This is a genomic window from Brachybacterium timonense (genome assembly GCF_900258505.1).
In the GTDB taxonomy this organism is placed as follows: domain Bacteria; phylum Actinomycetota; class Actinomycetes; order Actinomycetales; family Dermabacteraceae; genus Brachybacterium; species Brachybacterium timonense.
Map to the genome: position 1 here is coordinate 566,701 of NZ_LT984895.1, position 20,150 is coordinate 586,850.

The 20,150-nt window shown below is 67.1% G+C and carries 16 protein-coding genes; 13 read left to right on the forward strand and 3 right to left on the reverse strand.

All coding sequences use genetic code 11. The features are described 5' to 3' along the window. The first annotated feature begins 59 nt into the window (after nt 1-59). Nucleotides 60-965, forward strand: a complete 906-nt coding sequence (locus tag C8271_RS02445; RefSeq protein WP_106505964.1) for an aminotransferase class IV — start codon at nt 60-62, stop codon at nt 963-965. 81 nt (nt 966-1,046) lie between these two features. Here the strand turns inward: C8271_RS02445 and C8271_RS02450 are convergent, their stop codons facing one another. Further along, a complete protein-coding gene (locus C8271_RS02450) occupies nt 1,047-2,000 on the reverse strand; it encodes a sugar-binding transcriptional regulator (protein ID WP_106505965.1) in 954 nt (317 codons plus the stop codon). Between the two features lie 88 nt (nt 2,001-2,088). Between C8271_RS02450 and C8271_RS02455 the strand changes: the two genes are divergently transcribed. After that, complete coding sequence (locus C8271_RS02455) at nt 2,089-2,616, forward strand: NUDIX domain-containing protein (RefSeq protein WP_245920784.1); 528 nt, start codon at nt 2,089-2,091, stop codon at nt 2,614-2,616. Here the strand turns inward: C8271_RS02455 and C8271_RS02460 are convergent. After that, entirely contained in the window at nt 2,594-3,952 is a 1,359-nt protein-coding gene (locus C8271_RS02460; protein ID WP_106505967.1) for a glycoside hydrolase family 15 protein, read from the reverse strand. The genes C8271_RS02455 and C8271_RS02460 overlap by 23 nt on opposite strands. Further along, nucleotides 3,945-5,486 (reverse strand): S10 family peptidase, encoded by a 1,542-nt coding sequence (locus C8271_RS02465; protein WP_106505968.1) that lies wholly within the window; start codon nt 5,484-5,486, stop codon nt 3,945-3,947. The genes C8271_RS02460 and C8271_RS02465 overlap by 8 nt, the downstream gene beginning before the upstream one ends. A gap of 386 nt (nt 5,487-5,872) precedes the next feature. Between C8271_RS02465 and C8271_RS02470 the strand changes: the two genes are divergently transcribed. The 11 genes from C8271_RS02470 to C8271_RS02520 all read left to right on the forward strand — a co-directional run bounded on the left by C8271_RS02470 (nt 5,873) and on the right by C8271_RS02520 (nt 20,146). Beyond that, the gene (locus C8271_RS02470; protein ID WP_245920786.1) at nt 5,873-7,111 is read left to right on the forward strand and encodes an ABC transporter substrate-binding protein; all 1,239 of its coding nucleotides are present in this window, start codon (nt 5,873-5,875) and stop codon (nt 7,109-7,111) included. After that, nucleotides 7,108-7,989, forward strand: coding sequence for a carbohydrate ABC transporter permease (locus C8271_RS02475; RefSeq protein WP_106505969.1), 882 nt, complete (start codon nt 7,108-7,110; stop codon nt 7,987-7,989). The genes C8271_RS02470 and C8271_RS02475 overlap by 4 nt, the downstream gene beginning before the upstream one ends. A 1-nt stretch (nt 7,990) precedes the next feature. Further along, on the forward strand, nt 7,991-8,857 hold the full coding sequence (locus C8271_RS02480; protein WP_106505970.1) for a carbohydrate ABC transporter permease: 867 nt from the start codon (nt 7,991-7,993) through the stop codon (nt 8,855-8,857). Nucleotides 8,858-9,085: 228 nt separating this feature from the next. Beyond that, nucleotides 9,086-10,309 carry a serpin family protein gene (locus C8271_RS02485; RefSeq protein ID WP_106505971.1) on the forward strand — a complete coding sequence of 408 codons (1,224 nt, stop codon included), beginning with the start codon at nt 9,086-9,088 and terminating at the stop codon, nt 10,307-10,309. A gap of 189 nt (nt 10,310-10,498) precedes the next feature. Beyond that, nucleotides 10,499-12,496 (forward strand): glycoside hydrolase family 35 protein, encoded by a 1,998-nt coding sequence (locus C8271_RS02490; RefSeq protein WP_106505972.1) that lies wholly within the window; start codon nt 10,499-10,501, stop codon nt 12,494-12,496. A gap of 321 nt (nt 12,497-12,817) precedes the next feature. Then, nucleotides 12,818-13,918, forward strand: coding sequence for an ABC transporter permease (locus C8271_RS02495; RefSeq protein WP_245920789.1), 1,101 nt, complete (start codon nt 12,818-12,820; stop codon nt 13,916-13,918). Nucleotides 13,919-13,931: 13 nt separating this feature from the next. After that, nucleotides 13,932-14,852 carry an ABC transporter permease gene (locus tag C8271_RS02500; RefSeq protein WP_106505973.1) on the forward strand — a complete coding sequence of 307 codons (921 nt, stop codon included), beginning with the start codon at nt 13,932-13,934 and terminating at the stop codon, nt 14,850-14,852. Between the two features lie 63 nt (nt 14,853-14,915). Beyond that, a complete protein-coding gene (locus C8271_RS02505; protein WP_106505974.1) occupies nt 14,916-16,595 on the forward strand; it encodes an ABC transporter substrate-binding protein in 1,680 nt (559 codons plus the stop codon). A gap of 73 nt (nt 16,596-16,668) precedes the next feature. Continuing rightward, nucleotides 16,669-17,703, forward strand: coding sequence for an ABC transporter ATP-binding protein (locus C8271_RS02510; protein WP_106505975.1), 1,035 nt, complete (start codon nt 16,669-16,671; stop codon nt 17,701-17,703). After that, the gene (locus C8271_RS02515; RefSeq protein ID WP_245920790.1) at nt 17,700-18,977 is read left to right on the forward strand and encodes an ABC transporter ATP-binding protein; all 1,278 of its coding nucleotides are present in this window, start codon (nt 17,700-17,702) and stop codon (nt 18,975-18,977) included. The genes C8271_RS02510 and C8271_RS02515 overlap by 4 nt, the downstream gene beginning before the upstream one ends. Further along, nucleotides 18,974-20,146: a Gfo/Idh/MocA family protein gene (locus C8271_RS02520; RefSeq protein WP_106505976.1), complete on the forward strand. Its 1,173-nt coding sequence runs from the start codon at nt 18,974-18,976 to the stop codon at nt 20,144-20,146. The genes C8271_RS02515 and C8271_RS02520 overlap by 4 nt, the downstream gene beginning before the upstream one ends. Nucleotides 20,147-20,150 lie beyond the last annotated feature (4 nt).

Sequence of the window (20,150 nt, forward strand, 5' to 3'; positions counted from 1 at the left end):
TGGTGGGACACCACAGCGCCGTCGGCGTCCACGCGGCGGCCTCGACCCCAGGAGCCCCGATGCCTGCCCATAATGCCCCGTCGCCCGTTCTTGTGCTTGTTCCCGGGATCGTGGGTGATCCCGATGGTGGCGGTGAGGCTCTGCGCGTCGTTGACGAGCGTGACGCACAGCTGTGCGTCACCGACCTGGGCGTCACGCGCGGTGAGGGCGTGTTCGAGACGATCGGTGTGTTCGATGGCCGCGCCGTGAACATGCGGGCGCATCTGCGCCGCCTGCAGCGCAGCGCCGACATGATCGAGCTGCTGCGTGCCTGCGACACCGATCAGCTGGACCTGGGGCTGCTCGAGCAGGCCGTGCAGCGCGCCGTCCAGGAACACGATGACGTTCCCGAACTCACCGTCCGGATCATCGTCACCGCCGGTGATGAGGCTGATACCCGGCCGTTCGCATGGGTGCATGCCCGCGCTGTCGATGACTGGACCCAGGCGCGTCGGGGGCTGCGCGTGGTCACCCTCGACCGTGGCCTGCCGTCGACTGTGACCGCCACCAGCCCGTGGCTGCTCGCCGGAGCGAAGACCATCAGCTACGCCGTGAACATGGCGGCCGGCCGCGAGGCGGTACGCCGCGGGGCCGACGACGTTCTGTTCACCACGAGCGACGGGTACTGCCTGGAAGGCCCGACGTCGACGCTGCTGGTGCGTCGCGGGAACGAGTTTGTCACCACGCCACCGGATGCCGGTGTTCTGCCAGGCACGAGCGTTGCCTCCCTGTTCGCCGATCGCACAGCCGCTGGGGCACGCTGCCGCGAAGCCCTGCTCACCCCGCAGGAGGTGCTCGAGGCCGACGGGGCATGGTTGCTCTCCTCCGTGCGGCTCGCCGCCCCGATCACACACCTGGATGGCACCGAGCTGCCCGTGGACCGTGCACTCACGGATCACTTCAACGAGGTGCTGCGCGGCCGCTGACAGCGCCGCCCCCACCGGCAGCACCACACCGCACGGTGCTCTGCAGGACTGGCCGTCGTCGTCTGTGCCGGCGGCGCGCCCTCAGGTGGCGAGCAGTGCGCGGGCGAGCTCGAGATCGATCACGAGCGTGTCGATCGCACCGCTGCGCAGCACCCCGCGCACGCCCGGTGCTTTCTCCGCACCGGCGGCCACCCCGATGACGTGGCCGATGCGCAGCAGTTCGGAGAAGGTCACGCCGAGCACGCGGTCATCGGTGGGGGCGCCCAGGGGGATGCCGCCCGCGTCCACGAAGCGCCCACACACATCGCCCACCGGGTTCTGTGCCTGGAAGGCCTGCTCCTCCTCGGGGCTGAGCCGCATCATGCGGACCAGGTGCGGGGACGAGTGATGGCCCATCGACCCGATGCCCACGAGAGCGAGTTCCACGGCAGCCGCGACCTCGAGCACCCGGGCGATGGAGGACTCTGCCCGCAGTGTTCGCACCGCGGTGGCGGACTCGAGCAGGGCGGGGGCGTACAGCATCTCCCCGCGGGCACCGAGCCGTGCGGCGAGCACCCGCAGCACCGACTCGCCGCTCTCGTACTCATCGAGCGCGCTCAGCCCACCCACCAGCGGCAGCACACGCGGCGCGGGACGCAGGCGCAGCGGTTCGAGATGCTCGACGACGCTTTGGACGGTGTGACCCCAGGACACGCCGATGCTGTGTGCGCTCGGGGCGAGTTGTGCGAGCAGGGCGGCGCCTGCACGGGCAACGGCGTCGAGACCGTCGGCGCGCGGCGTATGCACCACGTGCACGTCACGCAGTCGGAATGTCGAGCGCAGCACGTGCTCGAGCGCCGCATCGCGCAGCGGCGGCCCTTCAGGATCGTGGATGGTGATCTCGACGATGCCGCGCTCGCGCGCCTGCGTCAGGATGCGGGAGACGTTGGAGCGGGACAGCCCCAGAACCGTAGCGATCTCCGACTGGGAGCGTCCCTGCTCGTAGTACAGCCGGGCTGCGTGCACCACTGTGGCGGTATCCCGTGCTGCGGGCATGGCCCCTCCTTCATGCAGTGTTCGCCAGACTAGTCTGGAGCAGCCTGCTGAGCGGAGCACCTGATGGATGGACAGTAAGGGGAACAGGGTGAGCACGGACGGTCGATCACCGCGCGTGGGCGTGAAAGCGCTGATCGTGCATGACGGGAAACTCCTGCTGAACCACATCGTCACCCCCGACGGGCATTCGCTGTACGGCCCGCCCGGCGGCGGCCAAGAGCATGGTGAAACCCAGATCCAGGCGCTGATCCGCGAATGCCGTGAGGAGATCGGCGCCCTCGTGGAGGTGCACCAGGTGGCGTGCGTCTACGAGGTGATGACCGACCGACGCTTCCGCGACGGCGCCGCCATCCCGCCGTTCCACCAGGTCAATGTGGCCTTCTGGTGCGGTCTCGCCCCCGGTGAGGAGCCGGGGGAGCCCACCTCGCCGGACGCCGGGCAGGTGGGCTGTGTGTGGCTGCCGATGGAGCAGCTGGACCAGTACGACGTGCGCCCGGCCGAACTCGTGCAGTGGCTCGGATCAGATCCGAGCGCCCGCGAGGTACGCATCGGCGTGACGGGCGAGCAGCGGCGCCGCTCCGCCGCGGATGCTGTCACACCCCCAACTGCCCCATGATCACCACCGATGCCGTCCAGGTCAGCGGCGCGACCGCGGCGGGGGAGCCGTCAGCCAGCACCTTCTCCGGCAGGGACCCGGCCGACGTGCAGTGCACCGCAAGCCAGTCCCACAAGCGCTGCGCCTCCTCGCGCAGGCCCAGCTGAGCGTAGGCCTGGGCGAACAGGGCGGTCTGCGGTGTCCACGAGATTCCGTCGCGCTTCCACCCCTCCCCGGGGGCGACGCCTCCTGCGGGGCGGCGCATCCGCTGCTCGGCCGGGCGGAGAAGGTCGGCTACCTCATCGTCGGCGTGCAGGGCGTAGGGCGGCAGGAGGAACAGCATGCCGGCATCGGCAGTGGTGCCGCCCGCGTAGCGGGTGAAACCGCTCGGGCCGAAGGCATCGCGGATCGCCGCACGCACCTCGACTGCGCGCTCATGGGCGTGAGCAGCCATCTCCTCGCCGATCAGCGCGGGCAGCCGGCCCGCACGCTCCAGGCCGACGGCCACCAGGGCCGCGGTGGCGATGGTGAGGCGCCGTTCGCGGACCTCCCAGTAGTCCGGTGAGGGCGGCGGGAGCCGATCATCGTTCGCCGTCAGCTCGAGCAGAAGCGCCGCGGCGCGGCGGGCAGCGCTCTGGACAGTGCCGTCGGACGCCAGAGCCGAGGCAGCGTTGGTCTCGCGCACCGCTGTTGTGTCGTCGTCGGCGAGGACACTGTCGAGTGCCCAGAGGAACCAGCCGGTGCCGTCCAGCTGCCGCGGTCGCCCGTCGGGAGCATGCCGACGACCGGGCACATAGCGGGCCTCGAACCAGCCGTCGGAGCCGCAGAGCACCGCGAGCTCGTGCACGGTGGCCCAGGCGCGTTCACGCAGCCCGAGCTGGTGCAGGGCCACCGCCGCATGTGCGGCATCCCGCGGCCAGACGTATCGCCAGTTCGAGGACCATCCAGCCACCGGCGCCGGAAGCCCCGTCGACAGCACATGCAGGTCACGCACGGCATCGGTGAGCAGCGGGTTCGGTGCCGAAGACCGGGCAGCGAGCGCCTCGAGCACGCGGTTCTCCTCGGCGCGTAACTCCTCATGCGCGTGTGCATCGGGCAGCACCCGGGTGTCGGGCGGCACTGTCGGCCCGCTGCGGCGCACGAGCACGCGCTCGCCGGGCCCGCGCAGAGCCACGGTCAGGGAGAGCAGGTCTACATGCGCCGGAGGGCGTCGGTGAGCGGTGCCGCTGGTGGTGACCGCCGCGAGTGCGGCGCCCAACGCGATCGCCCCGCGCCGCGCCACCGAGTGGCCCGGGCTACTGTCCGAGCCGGGGGTGGCGGGGCGGGGATGAGAGCTCTGCCCGGGGTCGTCAGTCACCCGGCTCCTCAGCGGCGCTGCCCTGTGCGGCGTGCGATCCTCCGCCGACGAAACGCGCCAGATGCTCGCTCAGAGCGATGCGGCTGGGCTCGTGCACGTACATCATGTGCCCGGCCTCGTAGTACTCGATCTGGATGCGCTGCTCATAGTCCTGCTGCGGGATCTGCAGGTGGGCGAGCACATGCTCGCTGGCGTGGAAGGGTGTGGCCGCGTCGTGGTAGCCGTGGGCGACGAACACGCGTGTGTGCGCAGACTTCCGCAGCAGACGCGAGAGGTCCGTGAACACCTCCACCGCGCGGCCCTCGAACTCCTTGTAGCTCCACGGATGCACGCGGCCGGACATGATCTCGTACACCACATCACTGCTGTACTCGAGCTCGGTGCGCAGGTACTGGTTCATCGCAGCGGTGTACGCGGGCGCGAGCTGGTCGATCGACGGATCGGTCTCCATGGTCGCCGCATTGCGGTCCCCGGCCGGGGCGCTGAACCGGCCGTCGATACGGCCCGTGACCAGGCCGCGTTCGCGCTGCAGCTGGGCGAGGAACGCCATGTGCTCCACCCGCAGGTCGGCGCGCTCCACCCACTCCGGGTCCACACCGATCAGCGCACCGATCCGGGCGGCGGCTTCCTGCTTCTGCTCTGTGCTCAGGCGCTGACCTGCGGCGAGCAGCGCGGGGTACTCCTGCTCAGCGAATGCCTCCGCTTCGTCGACGACGTCCTGCAGCATGCGCCCTTCATGCATGCCGTGCGCATGGGCGATCGCCGCATACGTGGGGAGGTAGTGCACATAGGGGCGGTCATTGCCGGGCGTGAAGCGGATCGTGCCGAAGTCGAGCACCGGCGAGATCAGCGACAGTCCCTCGACGGCCACGTAGTAGCGGTCCATGAGGCGAGCGGCCACGGCGCTCGCGCGGGTGGTGCCGTAGGACTCGCCCACCAGGTGAATCGGGGAGGTCCAGCGGTCGTTGCGGGTCAGCCAGTCCACGATGAACGAGGCAATGAGGTCGCGGTCAGCGGCCAGCCCGTGGTGCCGATCAGGCTTCGCACCGCGCACCGGGCGCGAGTAGCCGGTGGTCATGGCGTCGACCACCACCAGATCGGCGGTGCGCAGCAAGGTCTCGTGATTATCCAGCAGACGGTACGGCGGGCCCGCCTGCTCATGGGCGTCGGGGGCGTCCACGCGGCGCGGCCCCAGCTGACCCAGATGCAGCCAGACCGTCGACGCGCCGGGACCGCCGTTGAAAGCGAAGACGACGGGGCGAGCAGCGGTGTCCTCGACCGAGGTCGCGACGTAGCTGACGGAGAACATTTCCGCGTACGCGCTGCCGCGGCCGTACGTCTCGCTCTCCGGCTCCTCGCGCAGCACGACGGTGCCGGTGGTGGCCGTGTAGGCGAGCGGGCCGTCGGGCAGCGTGATCGAGTGGGCGGTGACGACCAGGTGGTCCTCCGGCTCGGTTGCGTCGGTACTTGTCTCGGCGCGGGTGCTGCTGTCGTGGTTCGCGGCGTCCTCGACGGGCCGGTGGGTGCTGGTCATCGCGGGGCCTCCTGACGGGGTGCGGGTTGAGTGCGATCGTACGGGACCGACGCGGCATCGGCCTCGACACGACGGTGCGGGCCGCACAGCGGCGAGTGGTGTGCACAGCGGCCCTTGCGCGCGGGACCTCGGTGATCATCGGGCAGCGTGCACGCATCGTGGCCACACGGGCCGACTTTCGCGGAACTTCGGGACGAGCGTAAGCGGTACCGTAGGTGCACTGATGTGATGCCGCGTCGGTGCGTGCAGGAGGGGATGCTCCCTGCATCGACCGCTCGACTCGAGGAGGAGCAGTGCGTGCAGTGACGAGGCGAGGTCTGCTCGCCGGATCAGCCGCCGGGATGATCGGCGCGGCCGCGGGATGTGCCCCTCCGGATCCCGGAACCGTGAATCAGGACCCAACGATTCCGCCCGCCGACGGGCCCGTGACACTCACGTACTGGGCGTGGCTCAAGGACCTCCAGAAGGTCGCCGACGTCTTCAACGCAACGCAGGACCGGATTCGTGTGGAAGCCACGTGGATCCAGGGCGGCGGCAGCGGCGGCTACGCGAAGATCCTTTCGGCGGTCGCTTCTGGCGGCGGTCCGGATATCGCCCAAGTCGAGCTGCGGAACGTACCCGAATTCGCGCTGGCCGGAGCGCTCGTGGACCTGTCCCGGTACGGTTTCGCCGACTCGGAGGACCTCTTCGACCCGGGGGCTTTCTCCCAGGTGAAGGTCGGTGATTCCCTGTATGGCGTGCCGCAGGACACCGGTCCGGTCGCCCTGTTCTACAACCGCGACGTGCTCGTTGACGAGCTCGGGCTCGAGCCCCCGGCGACCTGGGAGGACTATCGCGATCTCGCCCGGGAGGTGGCCGACGCCGGAAAGATGCTCACCGTGCTCGACCCCACGGATGGATCCCACCCGATCGCCTGGGCCATGCAGTCCGGCGCTGTGTGGTTCCGCCCCGAGGGCGACGGGTGGATCGTGGATATGACCGACGACGCCTCCGTGCGCGTGGGCGAATTCTGGGACCAGATGCTCAAGGACCGAACTCTGGGCACCAACTTCGGTGTTTTCGCCACACCCGGAATGGCAGCGGCCGGCGATGACAAGGTGCTCTCTGCGATGACCGGTTCCTGGGGTGACGCGCTGGTCGAATCGATTCCCGGCGCATCGGGCCGCTGGGCTGTCGCACCGATGCCAACCTGGAAGGATGGATACGCCTCCGGCGCTCATGGCGGGTCGGCCGCTGCTGTGCTCTCCACCAGTCAGCACCCGGCCGAAGCGCTCGAGTTCCTCACGTGGATGTGCACGGATCCTGCGGGCATCGACGCGATGATCGAGTACTCCGGCATCGGCTGGTCGCCAGCCGCTGACTACATCGGAGAAGTCCGCGAAGGCCCCTCGGAGTTCTTCAGCGGTCAGTCCTACAACGAAGACGTGATCCGCCCCATGGCCGCGGGCCAGAACCTCGACTGGACGTGGGCGCCGCTGATGCAGCGTGCATCCGCGATCCTCGGCGACGGGTTCGCCGCAGCGGTGAACGGATCAACCTCCCTGGTCGATGTGTTCGCCGATACCCAGCGAGAGATCGTCGAGATCATGCGCACCATGGGCCTGGACGCGGAGGAGGCACGATGAAACACCGCAGCGCCCCCTGGATCCTCATGGCACCGTTTCTGGTGCTGTTCATCGGCACCATCATCGTGCCGATTCTGATGACCATCGGTTACAGCTTCACCACGGTCGAGCGCTCAGGCCTGCTCGGAGAGAAGGGCACCACGGCACGGTTCGCTGGACTCGACAACTACCTCGCCGCGCTGTCGAACGTGAACTTCGTGGCCTCTATCGGCCGCATGCTCCTGTTCGGCGTCGTACAGGTGACCGTCATGATCCTTGCCGCCGTGATCCTCGCTCTCCTGCTGGAGAGCGCAGCGGCGAAGTGGCCAGGCTTCTTCCGCTCGGCCTACTTCCTGCCATACGGCATCCCCGGCGTCATCGCCACAATTCTGTGGTCGTTCCTGTACATCCCGGGGCTCAGCCCGATCATCGACGTACTCAGCCTGGTGGGTATCGAGATCGATTTCCTCGGCCCCAACCTGGTGCTGTGGTCTATCGCGAACATCGTCACCTGGACCTACACCGGCTACAACATGCTGATCATCATCGCGCAGCTGAAGTCGATCCCCGGTGAGCTGTACGAGGCCGCCCGGATCGACGGTGCGGGATCCTTCCGCATTGTCCGCTCCATTCAGCTGCCTCTGATCCGGCCGGCGGTGATGCTCACCGTCATCTTCTCGATCATCGGCACGCTGCAGCTCTTCGCTGAGCCGCAGGTGCTGATGACCATGAGCTCCGGCATCACCTCTGAGTACACCCCGAACATGTCGGCCTATGCGTTCGCCTTCCAGTACAACGACGTCGGGATGGCTGCGGCGCAGGCCGTGATCATCGCGGTCTCCGCGTTCACTCTCTCGGCGATAGCCCTGACTGTTTCCAACCGTGCGGGGAAGGACTGACATGAGCACCACGGACCGCTCTGCCGGCCGCAAGCCGACCACCACCATCCTGGTCACGGCGATCCTGGCCATCGTCGCCATGTACTTCCTGGTGCCCGTCTACTGGGTGATCGTCAACGCGACGAAGTCCACCGAGGACCTCTTCGGCACCAATGGCTTCTGGTTCGCCCCCGACGTTCGGCTGATTGAGAACCTCGGCAACGTCCTGACCGCGAACAACGGAGTGTTCCTGCGGTGGGCAGCGAACTCCCTGATCTACTCCGGTATTGGCTCGATCTTCGCCACCTACTTCGCTGTGGCCGCTGGGTATGCCCTGGCCAAGTACCAGTTCGCGGGGCGGAAAGCTGTCTACGCCCTGGTGCTGGGCGGTGTGCTCGTGCCCGGAACCGCCACAGCGCTGCCGCTGTTCTTCCTGTTCAGCGCGATCGGTATCACCAACACGTATTGGGCGGTGCTGATCCCCAGCCTGGTGAGCCCCTTCGGTATGTTCCTCGCCTCGGTCTACGCCGGTGCGGCGGTGCCAGACTCGGTGATGGAAGCCGGCCGTATCGATGGCGCCTCTGAGCTGAGGATCTTCCACTCGCTGTGCTTGCGTCAGCTCACCCCGGCGATCGTGACGATTCTGCTGTTCCAGTTCGTCGCGATCTGGAACAACTACTTCCTGCCGCTGATCATGCTGGCCGATGAGGACCTGTACCCGATCACCCTGGGGCTTTCCAGCTGGCGTGCCCAGACGGACCGCCTGCCGGAGTTCTTCCAGCTGACCATTGGCGGCTCCCTGCTCAGCGTGATCCCGCTGGCGATTCTCATCCTGGTGCTGCAGCGCTTCTGGCGTGGCGGCCTCACCGAGGGTGCCGTGAAGGGCTGAGGTGGCGCGCCCGAGGCGGCTCCGCATCGGTGCTCTAGGGGAGTTGCTTGCGCCGTGGCCGTCGGCGCGGTTCTATGACTCTTAGACACTCTGACGCGCCTGCGACGGGGAGGAACGTTGACCGCGCGAGCACTGAGCTGGGACCGCCGACGGTTTCTGGGTGCGGCACTGGCTGTTCCCCCGGCAGCAGGCCTTATGACGGGATGCGACGCACGGGGAGGGCACGGTATGGGCACGGATAACCCCGACCTGCGCAGCGACGTCGAGCGGGCAGCGCCCGGCGCCGTCGAGGAGGCGGGCAACCTCACCGCGCCCTTCGCGGCGGCGCTGCTCAGCCAGCTTGACCGTGAGACAACGAACCTGGTCTGCTCCCCACTCTCAGCACAGATCGTGCTGTCCATGGTGGCTGCTGGCGCAGGCGGATCGACCCGGGCGCAAATGGAGGATGTGCTCGGCGCGGATGTGCGCACGCTCGGGGAGACCGCGAACACGCTCGCCCAGCATCTGGCCGCGATGGGTGAGAAGGAGCGCGCGAACAACGGCAGCGACGGGCCAGAGCCTCCGCGCGCCTCCCTGGTGAACGCTGTGTGGGCTGCGGACGGACTGGAGCCGACCCAGGCGTTCCTCGATGCCCTCGCCACCTGGTTCGACACCGGTATCTACACTGCCGATTTCACGGACGCGACAGGCCGAGAGGCGGCCTGCGAGAGGATCAACGCGGTGGTCGAGCACGCCACCGAGGGGCTCATCACCGATCTGGTCGCCCCCGACGCGCTGACGGAGCAGACCGTCATGGTGCTGGTCAACGCACTGCACCTGAAGACCGCCTGGCTGAAACCCTTGAACCCGGATGAAGCCGTCGACTTCACCACCTCGGATGGCGAGACTGTTCGCCCCGAGATGCTGACCGGCGAGGTGCCCGGCTGGTACGAGGACGAGCACTGCACCGCGTCGGCATTGCGGGGCACCGGCGGGCAGCTCGCCCTCGCACTCGTCCGCCCCACCGGCGAACCCCACGAGGTGCTCGAGACCTGGGCCGCCGACGGACACCGGCTGGGCGCCGTGCTGCGCGGCATCGAGGGGTCAGCGGATGTCACCACCACGGTGACGACCCCCGGTTTCGACATCGACTGGGATGGCGAACTGACAGATCCACTGAAGCAGCTGGGTATGACCGAGGTATTCGATCCCGGCACTGCGGATCTTTCCGGCATCAGCACGGACCGCGACCTCGCAGTCACCATGGTGTTCCAGAAGGCCGTGATCACAGTGGATGCCGACGGTATGGAGGCTGCCGCTGCAACGGCTGTGGCTGTTGGCACCACTGCCTACGTGCCGCAGGAGACGAAAGAGCTCGTGCTGGATCGCCCCTTCCTGTTCGTCGCATACGACACCGCCTCATGCACCCCGCTCGTGCTGGGCTGGATCGGCGACCCGACGCAGACTCGATAAGGGATCCGGTACGGCAGAGCCGAGAGTTGGCGTGGACAGGTTCGGAGTATCGACGTCGCGGTCTGCGATGCCGACGGGACGTGACCCTGCGGGCCGACGACCTGTGCCACGCCGTGTCGCTGCCTGATTCGCTGAGGCGCGGGTCTTCTGGATGTCGCATTATCGGCGGCGGCGTGAAAGGGTTAACAGATGGCATCCCACGACATTGATTCCCCGCTCACCGGCACTGTTGCCCTCGGCTCTGGAGTTGCCGGCTCTGCCGCTCCCGCCTCCGGGACGACCGACTCCGCCGCCCCCACTCTTGTACCGACGCCCGACGGCTTCCTGCGTCGCGGCGAGCCGCACGTGATCATCTCCGGCGCGATCCACTACTTCCGCGTCCACCCCGAGCAGTGGCGCGACCGCCTCAAGCGTCTCGTGGCCATGGGCTGCGACACCGTCGAGACCTACGTCGCCTGGAACGTGCACCAGCCCTCACAGCACGAGACCACCTTCGAGGGGATCGCGGACCTGGGGCTATTCCTCGACATCGCCGCCGAGGAAGGACTCGACGCCATCGTGCGCCCCGGGCCCTACATCTGCGCCGAATGGGAGAACGGTGGCTTTCCCGGCTGGCTGCTGCGCGATCCCGCCATGCCGCTACGCAACCGTGACGAGCGCTACCTGCGCCACGTCGACTCCTGGTTTGATCAGCTCATCCCCGCCATCGCCGAGCGTCAGGCCGCCCGCGGCGGCAACGTGGTGATGGTGCAGGTGGAGAACGAGTACGGCTCCTACGGCGACGATACCGCCTACCTGGAGCATCTGCGCGACGGTCTGCGTGCGCGCGGCATCACCGAGCTGCTGGTCACCTCCGATGGTCCGGCTCGGATGTGGCTCACCGGCGGCGTCGTCGACGGGGCGCTTGCCACCGTGAACTTCGGCTCGCGCACCCTGCAGGTGCTCGATATGGCCGCTGAGGAGCTGCCTGATCAGCCGCAGATGTGCATGGAGTTCTGGAATGGCTGGTTCGACCACTGGGGCGAGGAACATCACACGCGTGATGCCGCCTCCGCCGCGTCCGAGCTCAGCGACATGCTCACCCACCGGATGAGCGTGAACTTCTACATGGCGCATGGCGGCACGAACTTCGGGCTCAGCGCCGGCGCGAACGACGACGGCACCTACGGGCCCACCACCACCAGCTACGACTACGACGCACCGATTGCGGAGAACGGCGAGCTGACGGAGAAATTCCACGCCTTCCGTGAGGTCATCGCGCAGCATCGCCAGCTGCCGGCCCTCGAGGAGCATTGTGCCCAGCTCGGGATCGAGGCAGTACCGGCGCGCCTGCCTGCACGGGAGCTCGCTCTCGAGTCTGTGGTGCCGTTCCGCGGCACGGACCTCTTCCAGAGGACAGCGCCAGTTCACCCCGTCCCGCCAGCCTTCGAGGAGGTGGGTCTCGAGCGCGGCATCATGCGCCTGGCCCGCGACATCGAGATCACCCGCAACCATTCCGCCGAGGATGACGACAGCCCGGCAATCGATCCGCTGCGCCTGTACGGCCTGCACGACCGCGCGTGGGTGTATGTCGATGGCATCCACGTCGACACGGTCCAGCGCGGCAACGACCCGGTGGCCGTGAACCTCGCCGACCACGTGGAGGCGCTGCTGCCCAAGGGTGGGCGCCGTACCGTGCGTGTCGAGATCCTGGTCGAAAGCCTGGGGCGCACGAACTTCGGACCACGCCTGGGGGAGCGAAAAGGCATCCTCGGCGGCGTCTGGCAGATCATCCGCTACCTCAACGACTGGGAGGTCGACACCTACCCGCTCGAAGGCATGGCGGACGAGCTCCGCGCCGCACTCGATGCGGGCACGTCGATCCTCGATGCCGTGCAGGGTGGGGATGCGGATCCGCGCCGCACGCTGCCGGTGCTCATCGCATCCTCCTTCGAGGCCGACGAACCCACGGATACCTACCTGGATGTGTCCGCTGCCGGACACGGTGTGGCCTGGGTGAACGGATTCTGCGTGGGCCGCTACTGGAGTGTCGGACCGCAGCAGAGCCTGTATGTGCCGGCGCCCGTTGTGACCGCTGGGCGCAATGAGGTGCTGCTGCTCGAGCTTGAGCAGGTTCCGGAGCGGTTGGGTCTCGTCGAGCGCATGCAGTTCGGCGGCGCCGGGACGGGTATCGCGACGCAGGGCTGAGTGCAGGATCCGCGCTGTGCGGCTGTCGATGTCGAGAGCCGCACAGCGCGCCCTGGTGTGGCCCCATCTCGGGGCAACCGCCGCACCATTTGTGACACAACCGTGATCATTCGGGGCCCGCTGATGGTTCCCGGCTTGCTTACCTGGGCTTACTCTGAGTGAACCGATTTGCAGGCGGTTGGGATCACTTACCGTCTGCTCGACGCCACGACGATCGCCCGATGACGGGTTGAACAGCCCGATGAGGGGACGCCCGTGGCGCGGGCACGCTGATCGATCGGCCTGACGCAGTGAAGCGGATCGAGAGAGAGGAGGCCGGGCATGGCGATGCAGGACACCGCCACGGGCCGACGGGACGTCGTCCTGGATGACCCCGTGACGAGCTCCCCCGGAGCAGCGCGAGGCCGTCGGCGCGGAGGAACGAGGGGGCGCTACTTCCTCAACCGACTGGGAAGCTATCTGATCGTCATCTGGGCCGCGGTGACACTGAACTTCATCATCCCGCGGTTCATGCCCGGCGATCCGGCCGAAGCCGTCCTGCGCAAGATCCGCCAGACCACCGGTGAGCCACCCACGGAGGCACAGGTCGAAGCCGTGCACCGCATGTACGGGAACCCCACGGAGAACCTGCTGCAGCAGTACTTCGACTACTGGGTGGGCGTGGCACGGTTCGATTTCGGGGTCTCGACAGCGAACTACCCGACGCCCGTCTCCGAGCTGATCCTCCAGGCGCTGCCGTGGACGCTGTTCCTGATCGGCATCTCCACGATCGTCGCGTGGATCATCGGCACTGCACTCGGCGCGATCATGGGCTGGAAACCGGGCAGCATCTTCGACTCCTGGTTCGCTCCGCTGTCCACGTTCTTCCATGCATTCCCGGGTTTCTGGATCGCCCTCGTGCTGCTGTGGATCTTCTCGATCGTGCTCGAGTGGTTCCCCGTCTCCGGCGGATACGACACCAGCGTCCCGATGTCGCTGAACAACTTCTACTTCATCATGAGCGTGCTGTGGTACGGCGCGCTGCCGATGGGTTCGCTGATCTTCATCGGCTTCAACGGCTGGCTCTTCTCTATGCGCAACGTCATGGTCGCCACCGTCACCGAGGACTACGTCCTGCTGGCACGCGCGAAGGGGCTGACCGAGCGCTCCGTGCTGTTCGGATACGCCGCGCGCAACGCCCTGCTGCCCAACGTCACCGGGCTCGCCCTCGCGATCGGCGGCGTGATCGGCGGTGCCGTGCTCATCGAAGCCGTCTTCACCTACCCGGGTATGGGGTACCTGCTGCAGACCTCCATCACCGGTCACGACTTCCCGGTGATGCAGACGGTGCTGCTCATGCTGACGTTCACCGCGATCATCGCGAACTTCGTCGCCGACTCGATCTACGTGCTCCTGGATCCGCGCGCGGCGGACATGGGCTGAGAGGAGCATCGGAATGTTCACAGGGTTCCTGCGCAACCGTCGCGTGCAGACCGGCCTGGTCATCTTCGCTATCTGCGCGATCGTCGCGATCTTCGGCGACTTCATCCTCGCCGTGTACGGCTTCCAGCCGCTCGAGGTCGACTACGGCAACACCGCCGTCCCGCCGGGCGTCGGCGGTCACCTGCTCGGCACCACGGTCTCAGGTCAGGATGTGCTGGCGCAGCTGATCGCGGGCGCCCGCGGCTCGCTCGCCGTGGGCACACTCTCTGCGCTGCTCGCCATCAGCGTCGGTGCTGTGCTCGGCGTGAGCGCTGGCTTCCTCGGCGGCGTTTTCGACACCATCGTCAACGCGATCACTAACGTGTTCCTGACCATGCCGTCCTTCGCTCTCACGCTCATCGCAGCCGGCTACATCTCGGCAGCAGGCGGCCCGGGCTCAGCCGGCATGGGCTGGGTGCTGATGGCCTTTCTCATCGGCATCTTCGAATGGCCGGGCATGGCGCGCTACATGCGCGCACAGACGCTCACTCTGCGCAGCCGCGACTTCGCGATGGCCACCCGCCTGCTCGGCGAGTCGCGCTGGCGGCTGATCTTTTCGGAGATCATGCCGCACATGCTCGGCATCATCTCCGCGAGGTTCCTCGCCGCGATCATGGCCGGGATCATGGCAGAGGCGGGTCTGAACTTCCTCGGCGTCTCCACCGGTGGCGTCATCTCCTGGGGAACGATGATCACCAACGCACAGAACCAGGGCGCCCTCACGCTCGGTTGGTGGTGGTGGTTCCTGCCGCCGGGTCTCGCGATCGCGCTGATCGGCACTGCCACAGCGTTCGTCAACTTCGGTCTGGACGAGGTCACCAACCCCAAGCTCCGTACCGGAAACAACGCAGTCGTCCGTCGATTTGTGAAGAAGCAGATCGCCGCGGCGCACTGACACCCCACCTCCACTGCAGCGGCACAGTCGCCGCATCCACCCACCCAGAGAAAAGAGCACGTCATGACCACGTTCCATCCCTCACGCCGTCATGTCCTCGCCGGGTCCGCCCTCGCCGCTGTGGCCGCATCCGCGGGCTGCAGTTTCGACAAGGGTGACGGCTCCGGTGGATCCGATGGAGGTGGCGGCGGAAAGTCGAGCATCAACCTCAACTCCTTCGGCCCGAAGCCGACCTTCGTCAACAACTTCAACCCGTTCTCGCCGGCCGATGGCGTGGTGGGATCGAACTACCTGTACGAGACCCTCATGTACGAGGACGTCAACGCCGAGTACGAGATCAAGCCGTGGCTCGCGGAGAAGCTTGACTTCAACCCTGAGCAGCGCACGGCCTCTATCACCCTGCGTGACGACGCGACGTGGTCTGATGGCACGAAGATCACGGCTGACGACGTCGTCTACACCGTGGTGGACCTCCCCAAGCAGGCGGAGGAGCAGAAGGCCAACGCGACCGCGCAGGAGTTCACGGCGAAGAAGGTCGATGACCTCACCGTCGAGTTCGAATGGCCCGAGGACAAGTTCGATGTTGACGGCGATCGCGCCATCGCCCGCCTGCGCATCTACCCGAAGCACATCTTCAGCACGGAGAACCTGGCGAAGTTCACCAACACGGAACCGGTGACCTCCACGCCGCTCACGCTCAAAGAGTTCACGCCGCAGCGTGTGTCCTTCACCGTGCGTGAGGATCACTTCATGGGGCCGTGGGAGCACATCAAGGAGGTGAACTGGACGCCGTTCGGCAGCGCCGAGATCGGCAAGAGCATGATCCTCCAGGGAACCCTGGACTGGGCGACCCTCTCGCTGCAGAACGCCGACGAAACAATCGTGGCCCAGGGCAACCACTACTGGACCGTGGAGCTCGTCGGATCCGAAGGCATCATCTTCAACACCGCGAAGGCACCCTTCGACGACAAGCACGTGCGCAACGCGATCTATGCCGCACTCGACACCGACCAGATCCACAGCCTCTTCGACATCGGCCTGAAGAGCACCAGCCCGACGACGATGGACGAGAAGATCTACGGTGAGAAGGTGGCCGAGGAGTATCGCGCCCCGCACACGGCCGATCCGGAGGCAGCCAAGAAGTACCTCGCCGATGGCGGCTGGACGGTGGAGGGCGGCAAGCTCGCCAAGGACGGAAAGACCTACGACATCTCCTTCAAGACTGTCGCTGACTACGTCAACTGGGCCACGTGGTCCGATGGCGTCAAGGCGCAGCTGAAGGATGTGCTCGGCCTCGACGTCAAGATCCTGAAGGTGCCCGATGCCCAGATCTGGGCGCAGTACGCCAAGGGCGAGTTCGACTTCGGCATGACCTGGATCGGCGGTGGACCGCGCATCTCTGCCGTCTACGCCGATTTCCACTCGAAGAACTTCCTGCCCCTGGGCGAGGAGGCACCGGGCAATGCCGCTCGCGTGAAGAACCCCGAGCTGGATGCGCTGCTGGACGAGTCCCGCGAGGAGTTCGACGAGACCAAGCTGAACGAGCTCGGCTACCAGATGCAGAAGATCGTGGTGGAGGAGTGCTACTGCGGCCCGTTCAACCCGTCGGCCTCCTTCATCGAGGCGAGCGGCAAGAACTGGGAAGGCTTCCCGGGGATGCCACTGAAGAAGGGCGACATCATTCCCCGCCCGTACGGCCCGGAGGGCTGGCTGACCATGCAGAAGCTGAAGCCGGTCAAGTGACCCGTCACTGACCCCCGACCCGAGGTGGTGCGCCCGCTCAGAGGGCGCACCACCCCTCACTCAAGGAGCGCAAGTGGCTCGACGTGAACTCGGAGACGTACTGCTCGATGTGAACGGGCTGTGCGTCGATTACCTGACCCTCAACGGTGCGGTGCGCGCCGTGACGGATGCGAGCTTCCAACTGCACCGCGGTGAGATCCTGGGCCTCGCCGGAGAGTCCGGCTCGGGCAAGTCGACCCTCACCACGGCGCTGCTGCGGCTGCAGCGACCGCCGGCCGTCACCGCCGAAGGGAGCGTCGTGTACCGCGACGCCACCGGTACGGCGACGGAGCTGGTGGGCCGCACTGACAAGGAGCTGCTCCCGCTGCGCTGGAACAAGCTCGCGATCGTCATGCAGAGCGCGATGGACGCTCTCAACCCGGTCAAGCGGCTCGGCGCCCAGTTCCAGGACGTCCTGCAACAGCATGACCCGCGGATGAGCGCGAAAGAGGCCCGCACCCGGGCCCAGGACCTGCTCGCCCTCTCCGGCATCCCCCGTGACCGTGTGGACTCCTACCCGCATGAGATGTCCGGTGGCATGCGCCAGCGCTCACTGATCTCACTCGCCCTGGCCTGCGATCCCGAGCTGGTGGTCATGGACGAACCAACCACCGCCGTCGACGTCGTCATGCAGCGCACCATCATGAGTCAGGTGCTGCGGCTGCAGCGCGAACTCGGATTCGCCATCATCTTCGTGACCCACGACCTGTCGCTGCTGCTCGAACTCTCCGACCGTCTGGCGATCATGTATGCCGGCCGCATCGTCGAGATCGGCCCCGCCGAGGAGCTGTACCGTCGGCCGCACCACCCCTACACGAAGGCGCTGCGAGACTCGTTCCCGCCCCTGTTCGCCCCGTTGAAGGAGATGCGTGGCATCCCCGGGGCGGCGCCGGACCTGACAGACCTCCCGCCCGGCTGCGCCTTCGCGCCCCGATGCCCGCGAGCTATGCCCGTCTGCAACGAGGTCAGGCCCCAGATGGTGTCGGTCGGCGCGACAGTCGACGCCGCCTGCCATCTCAACGACCCGGCGCATGCGGCTGCCGGCGCCGCGGAAGGAGACGCCCGATGAGCACGTCGATGGATCGCGCGACCGAACCGAGCGGCACCGAACCTACCCAACGCGCAGAAGGCGCCGTGGGTGAGGTCGTTCTCGAAGCCCGGGACGTCACCAAGCACTTCGAGGTGCGAAGCCGGAAAGGCACCCAGATTGTTCGCGCTGTCGAGGGCATCGATCTCACCCTCCACCGTGGCGAGATCGTGGCCATGGTGGGCGAATCCGGCTCCGGCAAGACCACCGTCGCTCGCTTGCTGAGCCTGTACTACCCGGCCTCCAGCGGAGAGATCCGGCTGCACGGCAAGCCGATTCAGCACGTCTCCGGGCGGAAAGCGCGCAGCTACTACGCCGAGGTGCAGCTGCTCTTCCAGGACCCATTCGCGTCGCTGAACTCGCTCAAGCCGATCCGGCACATTCTCGGGCGCGCCCTGCGCATCCACGGCCGGGCGACAACGAAGAAGCAGGTCGAGGAGCAGGTGCTCGAGCTGCTCCGACGCGTCAACCTGACCCCGGCTGAGCAGTACATCGACAAGTACCCCCATGAGCTCTCCGGTGGGCAGCGTCAGCGCATCGTGATCGCGCGCGCCCTGGCGGTGAAACCCGCGGTGATGCTCGGTGACGAGCCGATCTCCATGCTCGACGTGTCCATCCGGCTCGACGTGCTCAACCTGCTGCGACGCCTGCGCGACGAGGAAGGTCTCGCGCTGCTCTACATCACGCACGACATCGCCTCCGCGCGCTACATCGCCGATCGCATCAACGTCATGTACGCCGGAGAGATGATCGAAGGTGGCGCATCAGAGCAGGTGATCCACTCGCCGCAGCATCCATACACGCGCCTGCTGCTGGATTCGTCGCCCGATCCCGCCCGTGGCCTGGAGGGAGACCAGCAGTCGCTGTTCGAAGAAGTAGGTGACCTGGGCGAACCGCCGAGCCTGATCACACCGCCGCGCGGCTGCCGCTTCAACCCGCGTTGCCCCTTCGCGATGGATATCTGCAACGAGCAGAGCCCACCGAAGACGGAGGTCACCCCAGGGCACTGGGCACGTTGCTGGCTGCATCAGGAAGGCCGCGCCGACGAGTTGCGCGCTGAGCGGATCCAGTTCGGTGTGCCGCTGTCCAGCCAGGTCGAGCAGAGCGGCCTTGACACGATCCGTGACTTCGAAGCTGTCCGTGAGGAGATCGAGCCGCTGCCGGACGCCGAGGCCCCGTCGGCCGCCGCTGGTGAGCCTGCAGCCGATGCTCCGTCCCATCGCCCCGCACTGTCAGGAAAGGACCAGGACTCATGAGCGATCTCAGGATCGGCGTCATCGGCTACGGCGCCCGGTCGACCCTCGCCACTCACGCCCACAAGCCGGGGGAGGGCTCCCGCGTCACCGTGATTGCGGATCCCACCCAGCGTGCCAAGGACCTCGCCCGCGAGCGCCACGGCGAGGATGTCGCCTGCGTGGACACGGTCGAGGAGATGCTGGCCGAGCACGAGGTCGACGCCGTCATGATCCTCGCGCCCGACTACGCGCACGCCGGCATCGCCCTGCAGACCCTCGAGGCCGGTATCGCCACCTTCTGCGAGAAGCCGATGGCGATCGCCATCGAGGATTGCGACGCCATGCTGACCATGGCGCATGAGAAGCGTGCCCGCCTCTACATCGGCCACAACATGCGGCATATGCCCGTGGTGCGGCAGATGAAGGAGATCATCGACGCGGGGCGGATCGGCCGTGTGCGTGCGATCTGGACCCGGCATTTCGTCGGCGCAGGCGGCGACTTCTACTTCAAGGACTGGCATGCTGAGCGCGCCAAGGCCACCAGCCTGCTGCTGCAGAAGGGTGCCCATGACATTGACGTGATGCACTGGCTGGCTGGCGGCTATACGCGCCGCGTCTCCGGGATCGGCGACCTCGCTGTCTATGGCGACATCACCGATCGACGTGACAACTCCGACCGGATCATGTGGGACTGGTTCGACGCCGACGTCTTCCCGCCGACCACGCAGAAGGAGCTGAACCCCGTCATCGACGTGGAGGACATCTCCATGCTCTCCATGACGCTCGACAACGGTGTGCTCGCCTCCTACCAGCAGTGCCACTTCACCCCGGACTACTGGCGCAACTACACCGTGATCGGCGACGCCGGCCGCCTTGAGAACATGGGCGATGGCGGTGGCGACCAGATCCACATCTGGTCCTCGCGCCGATCCGGCCCCGGGCGTCCCGACGCTGTGGAGGTCATCGAGCGCGGCGACGGCGGCCACGGCGGTGCGGACCCGAACCTGGTGGCGGAGTTCCTCCGCTTCGCCAAGGACGGTGGCGCCACCGACGTCTCCGCGATCGCAGCCCGTGAAGCAGTCGCCACCGGATGCTGCGGCGCCGAATCGATCCGCTCCGGCGGCGTTCCCATCGACGTCCCCGAAGTGCCCGCTGACCTGCGTGCGTACTTCGACGGCGGACAAGCCTGAGCTC

Excerpts from the sequence above, each read along its gene's own strand:
- C8271_RS02485 (WP_106505971.1), top strand. The coding sequence starts at position 9,086 with ATGGGCACGGATAACCCCGACCTGCGCAGCGACGTCGAGCGGGCAGCG.
- C8271_RS02465 (WP_106505968.1), bottom strand. The coding sequence starts at position 5,486 with ATGACCAGCACCCACCGGCCCGTCGAGGACGCCGCGAACCACGACAGC.
- C8271_RS02495 (WP_245920789.1), top strand. The coding sequence starts at position 12,818 with ATGGCGATGCAGGACACCGCCACGGGCCGACGGGACGTCGTCCTGGAT.
- C8271_RS02480 (WP_106505970.1), top strand. The coding sequence starts at position 7,991 with ATGAGCACCACGGACCGCTCTGCCGGCCGCAAGCCGACCACCACCATC.
- C8271_RS02445 (WP_106505964.1), top strand. The coding sequence starts at position 60 with ATGCCTGCCCATAATGCCCCGTCGCCCGTTCTTGTGCTTGTTCCCGGG.
- C8271_RS02505 (WP_106505974.1), top strand. The coding sequence starts at position 14,916 with ATGACCACGTTCCATCCCTCACGCCGTCATGTCCTCGCCGGGTCCGCC.
- C8271_RS02450 (WP_106505965.1), bottom strand. The coding sequence starts at position 2,000 with ATGCCCGCAGCACGGGATACCGCCACAGTGGTGCACGCAGCCCGGCTG.
- C8271_RS02490 (WP_106505972.1), top strand. The coding sequence starts at position 10,499 with ATGGCATCCCACGACATTGATTCCCCGCTCACCGGCACTGTTGCCCTC.
- C8271_RS02520 (WP_106505976.1), top strand. The coding sequence starts at position 18,974 with ATGAGCGATCTCAGGATCGGCGTCATCGGCTACGGCGCCCGGTCGACC.
- C8271_RS02515 (WP_245920790.1), top strand. The coding sequence starts at position 17,700 with ATGAGCACGTCGATGGATCGCGCGACCGAACCGAGCGGCACCGAACCT.
- C8271_RS02500 (WP_106505973.1), top strand. The coding sequence starts at position 13,932 with ATGTTCACAGGGTTCCTGCGCAACCGTCGCGTGCAGACCGGCCTGGTC.
- C8271_RS02475 (WP_106505969.1), top strand. The coding sequence starts at position 7,108 with ATGAAACACCGCAGCGCCCCCTGGATCCTCATGGCACCGTTTCTGGTG.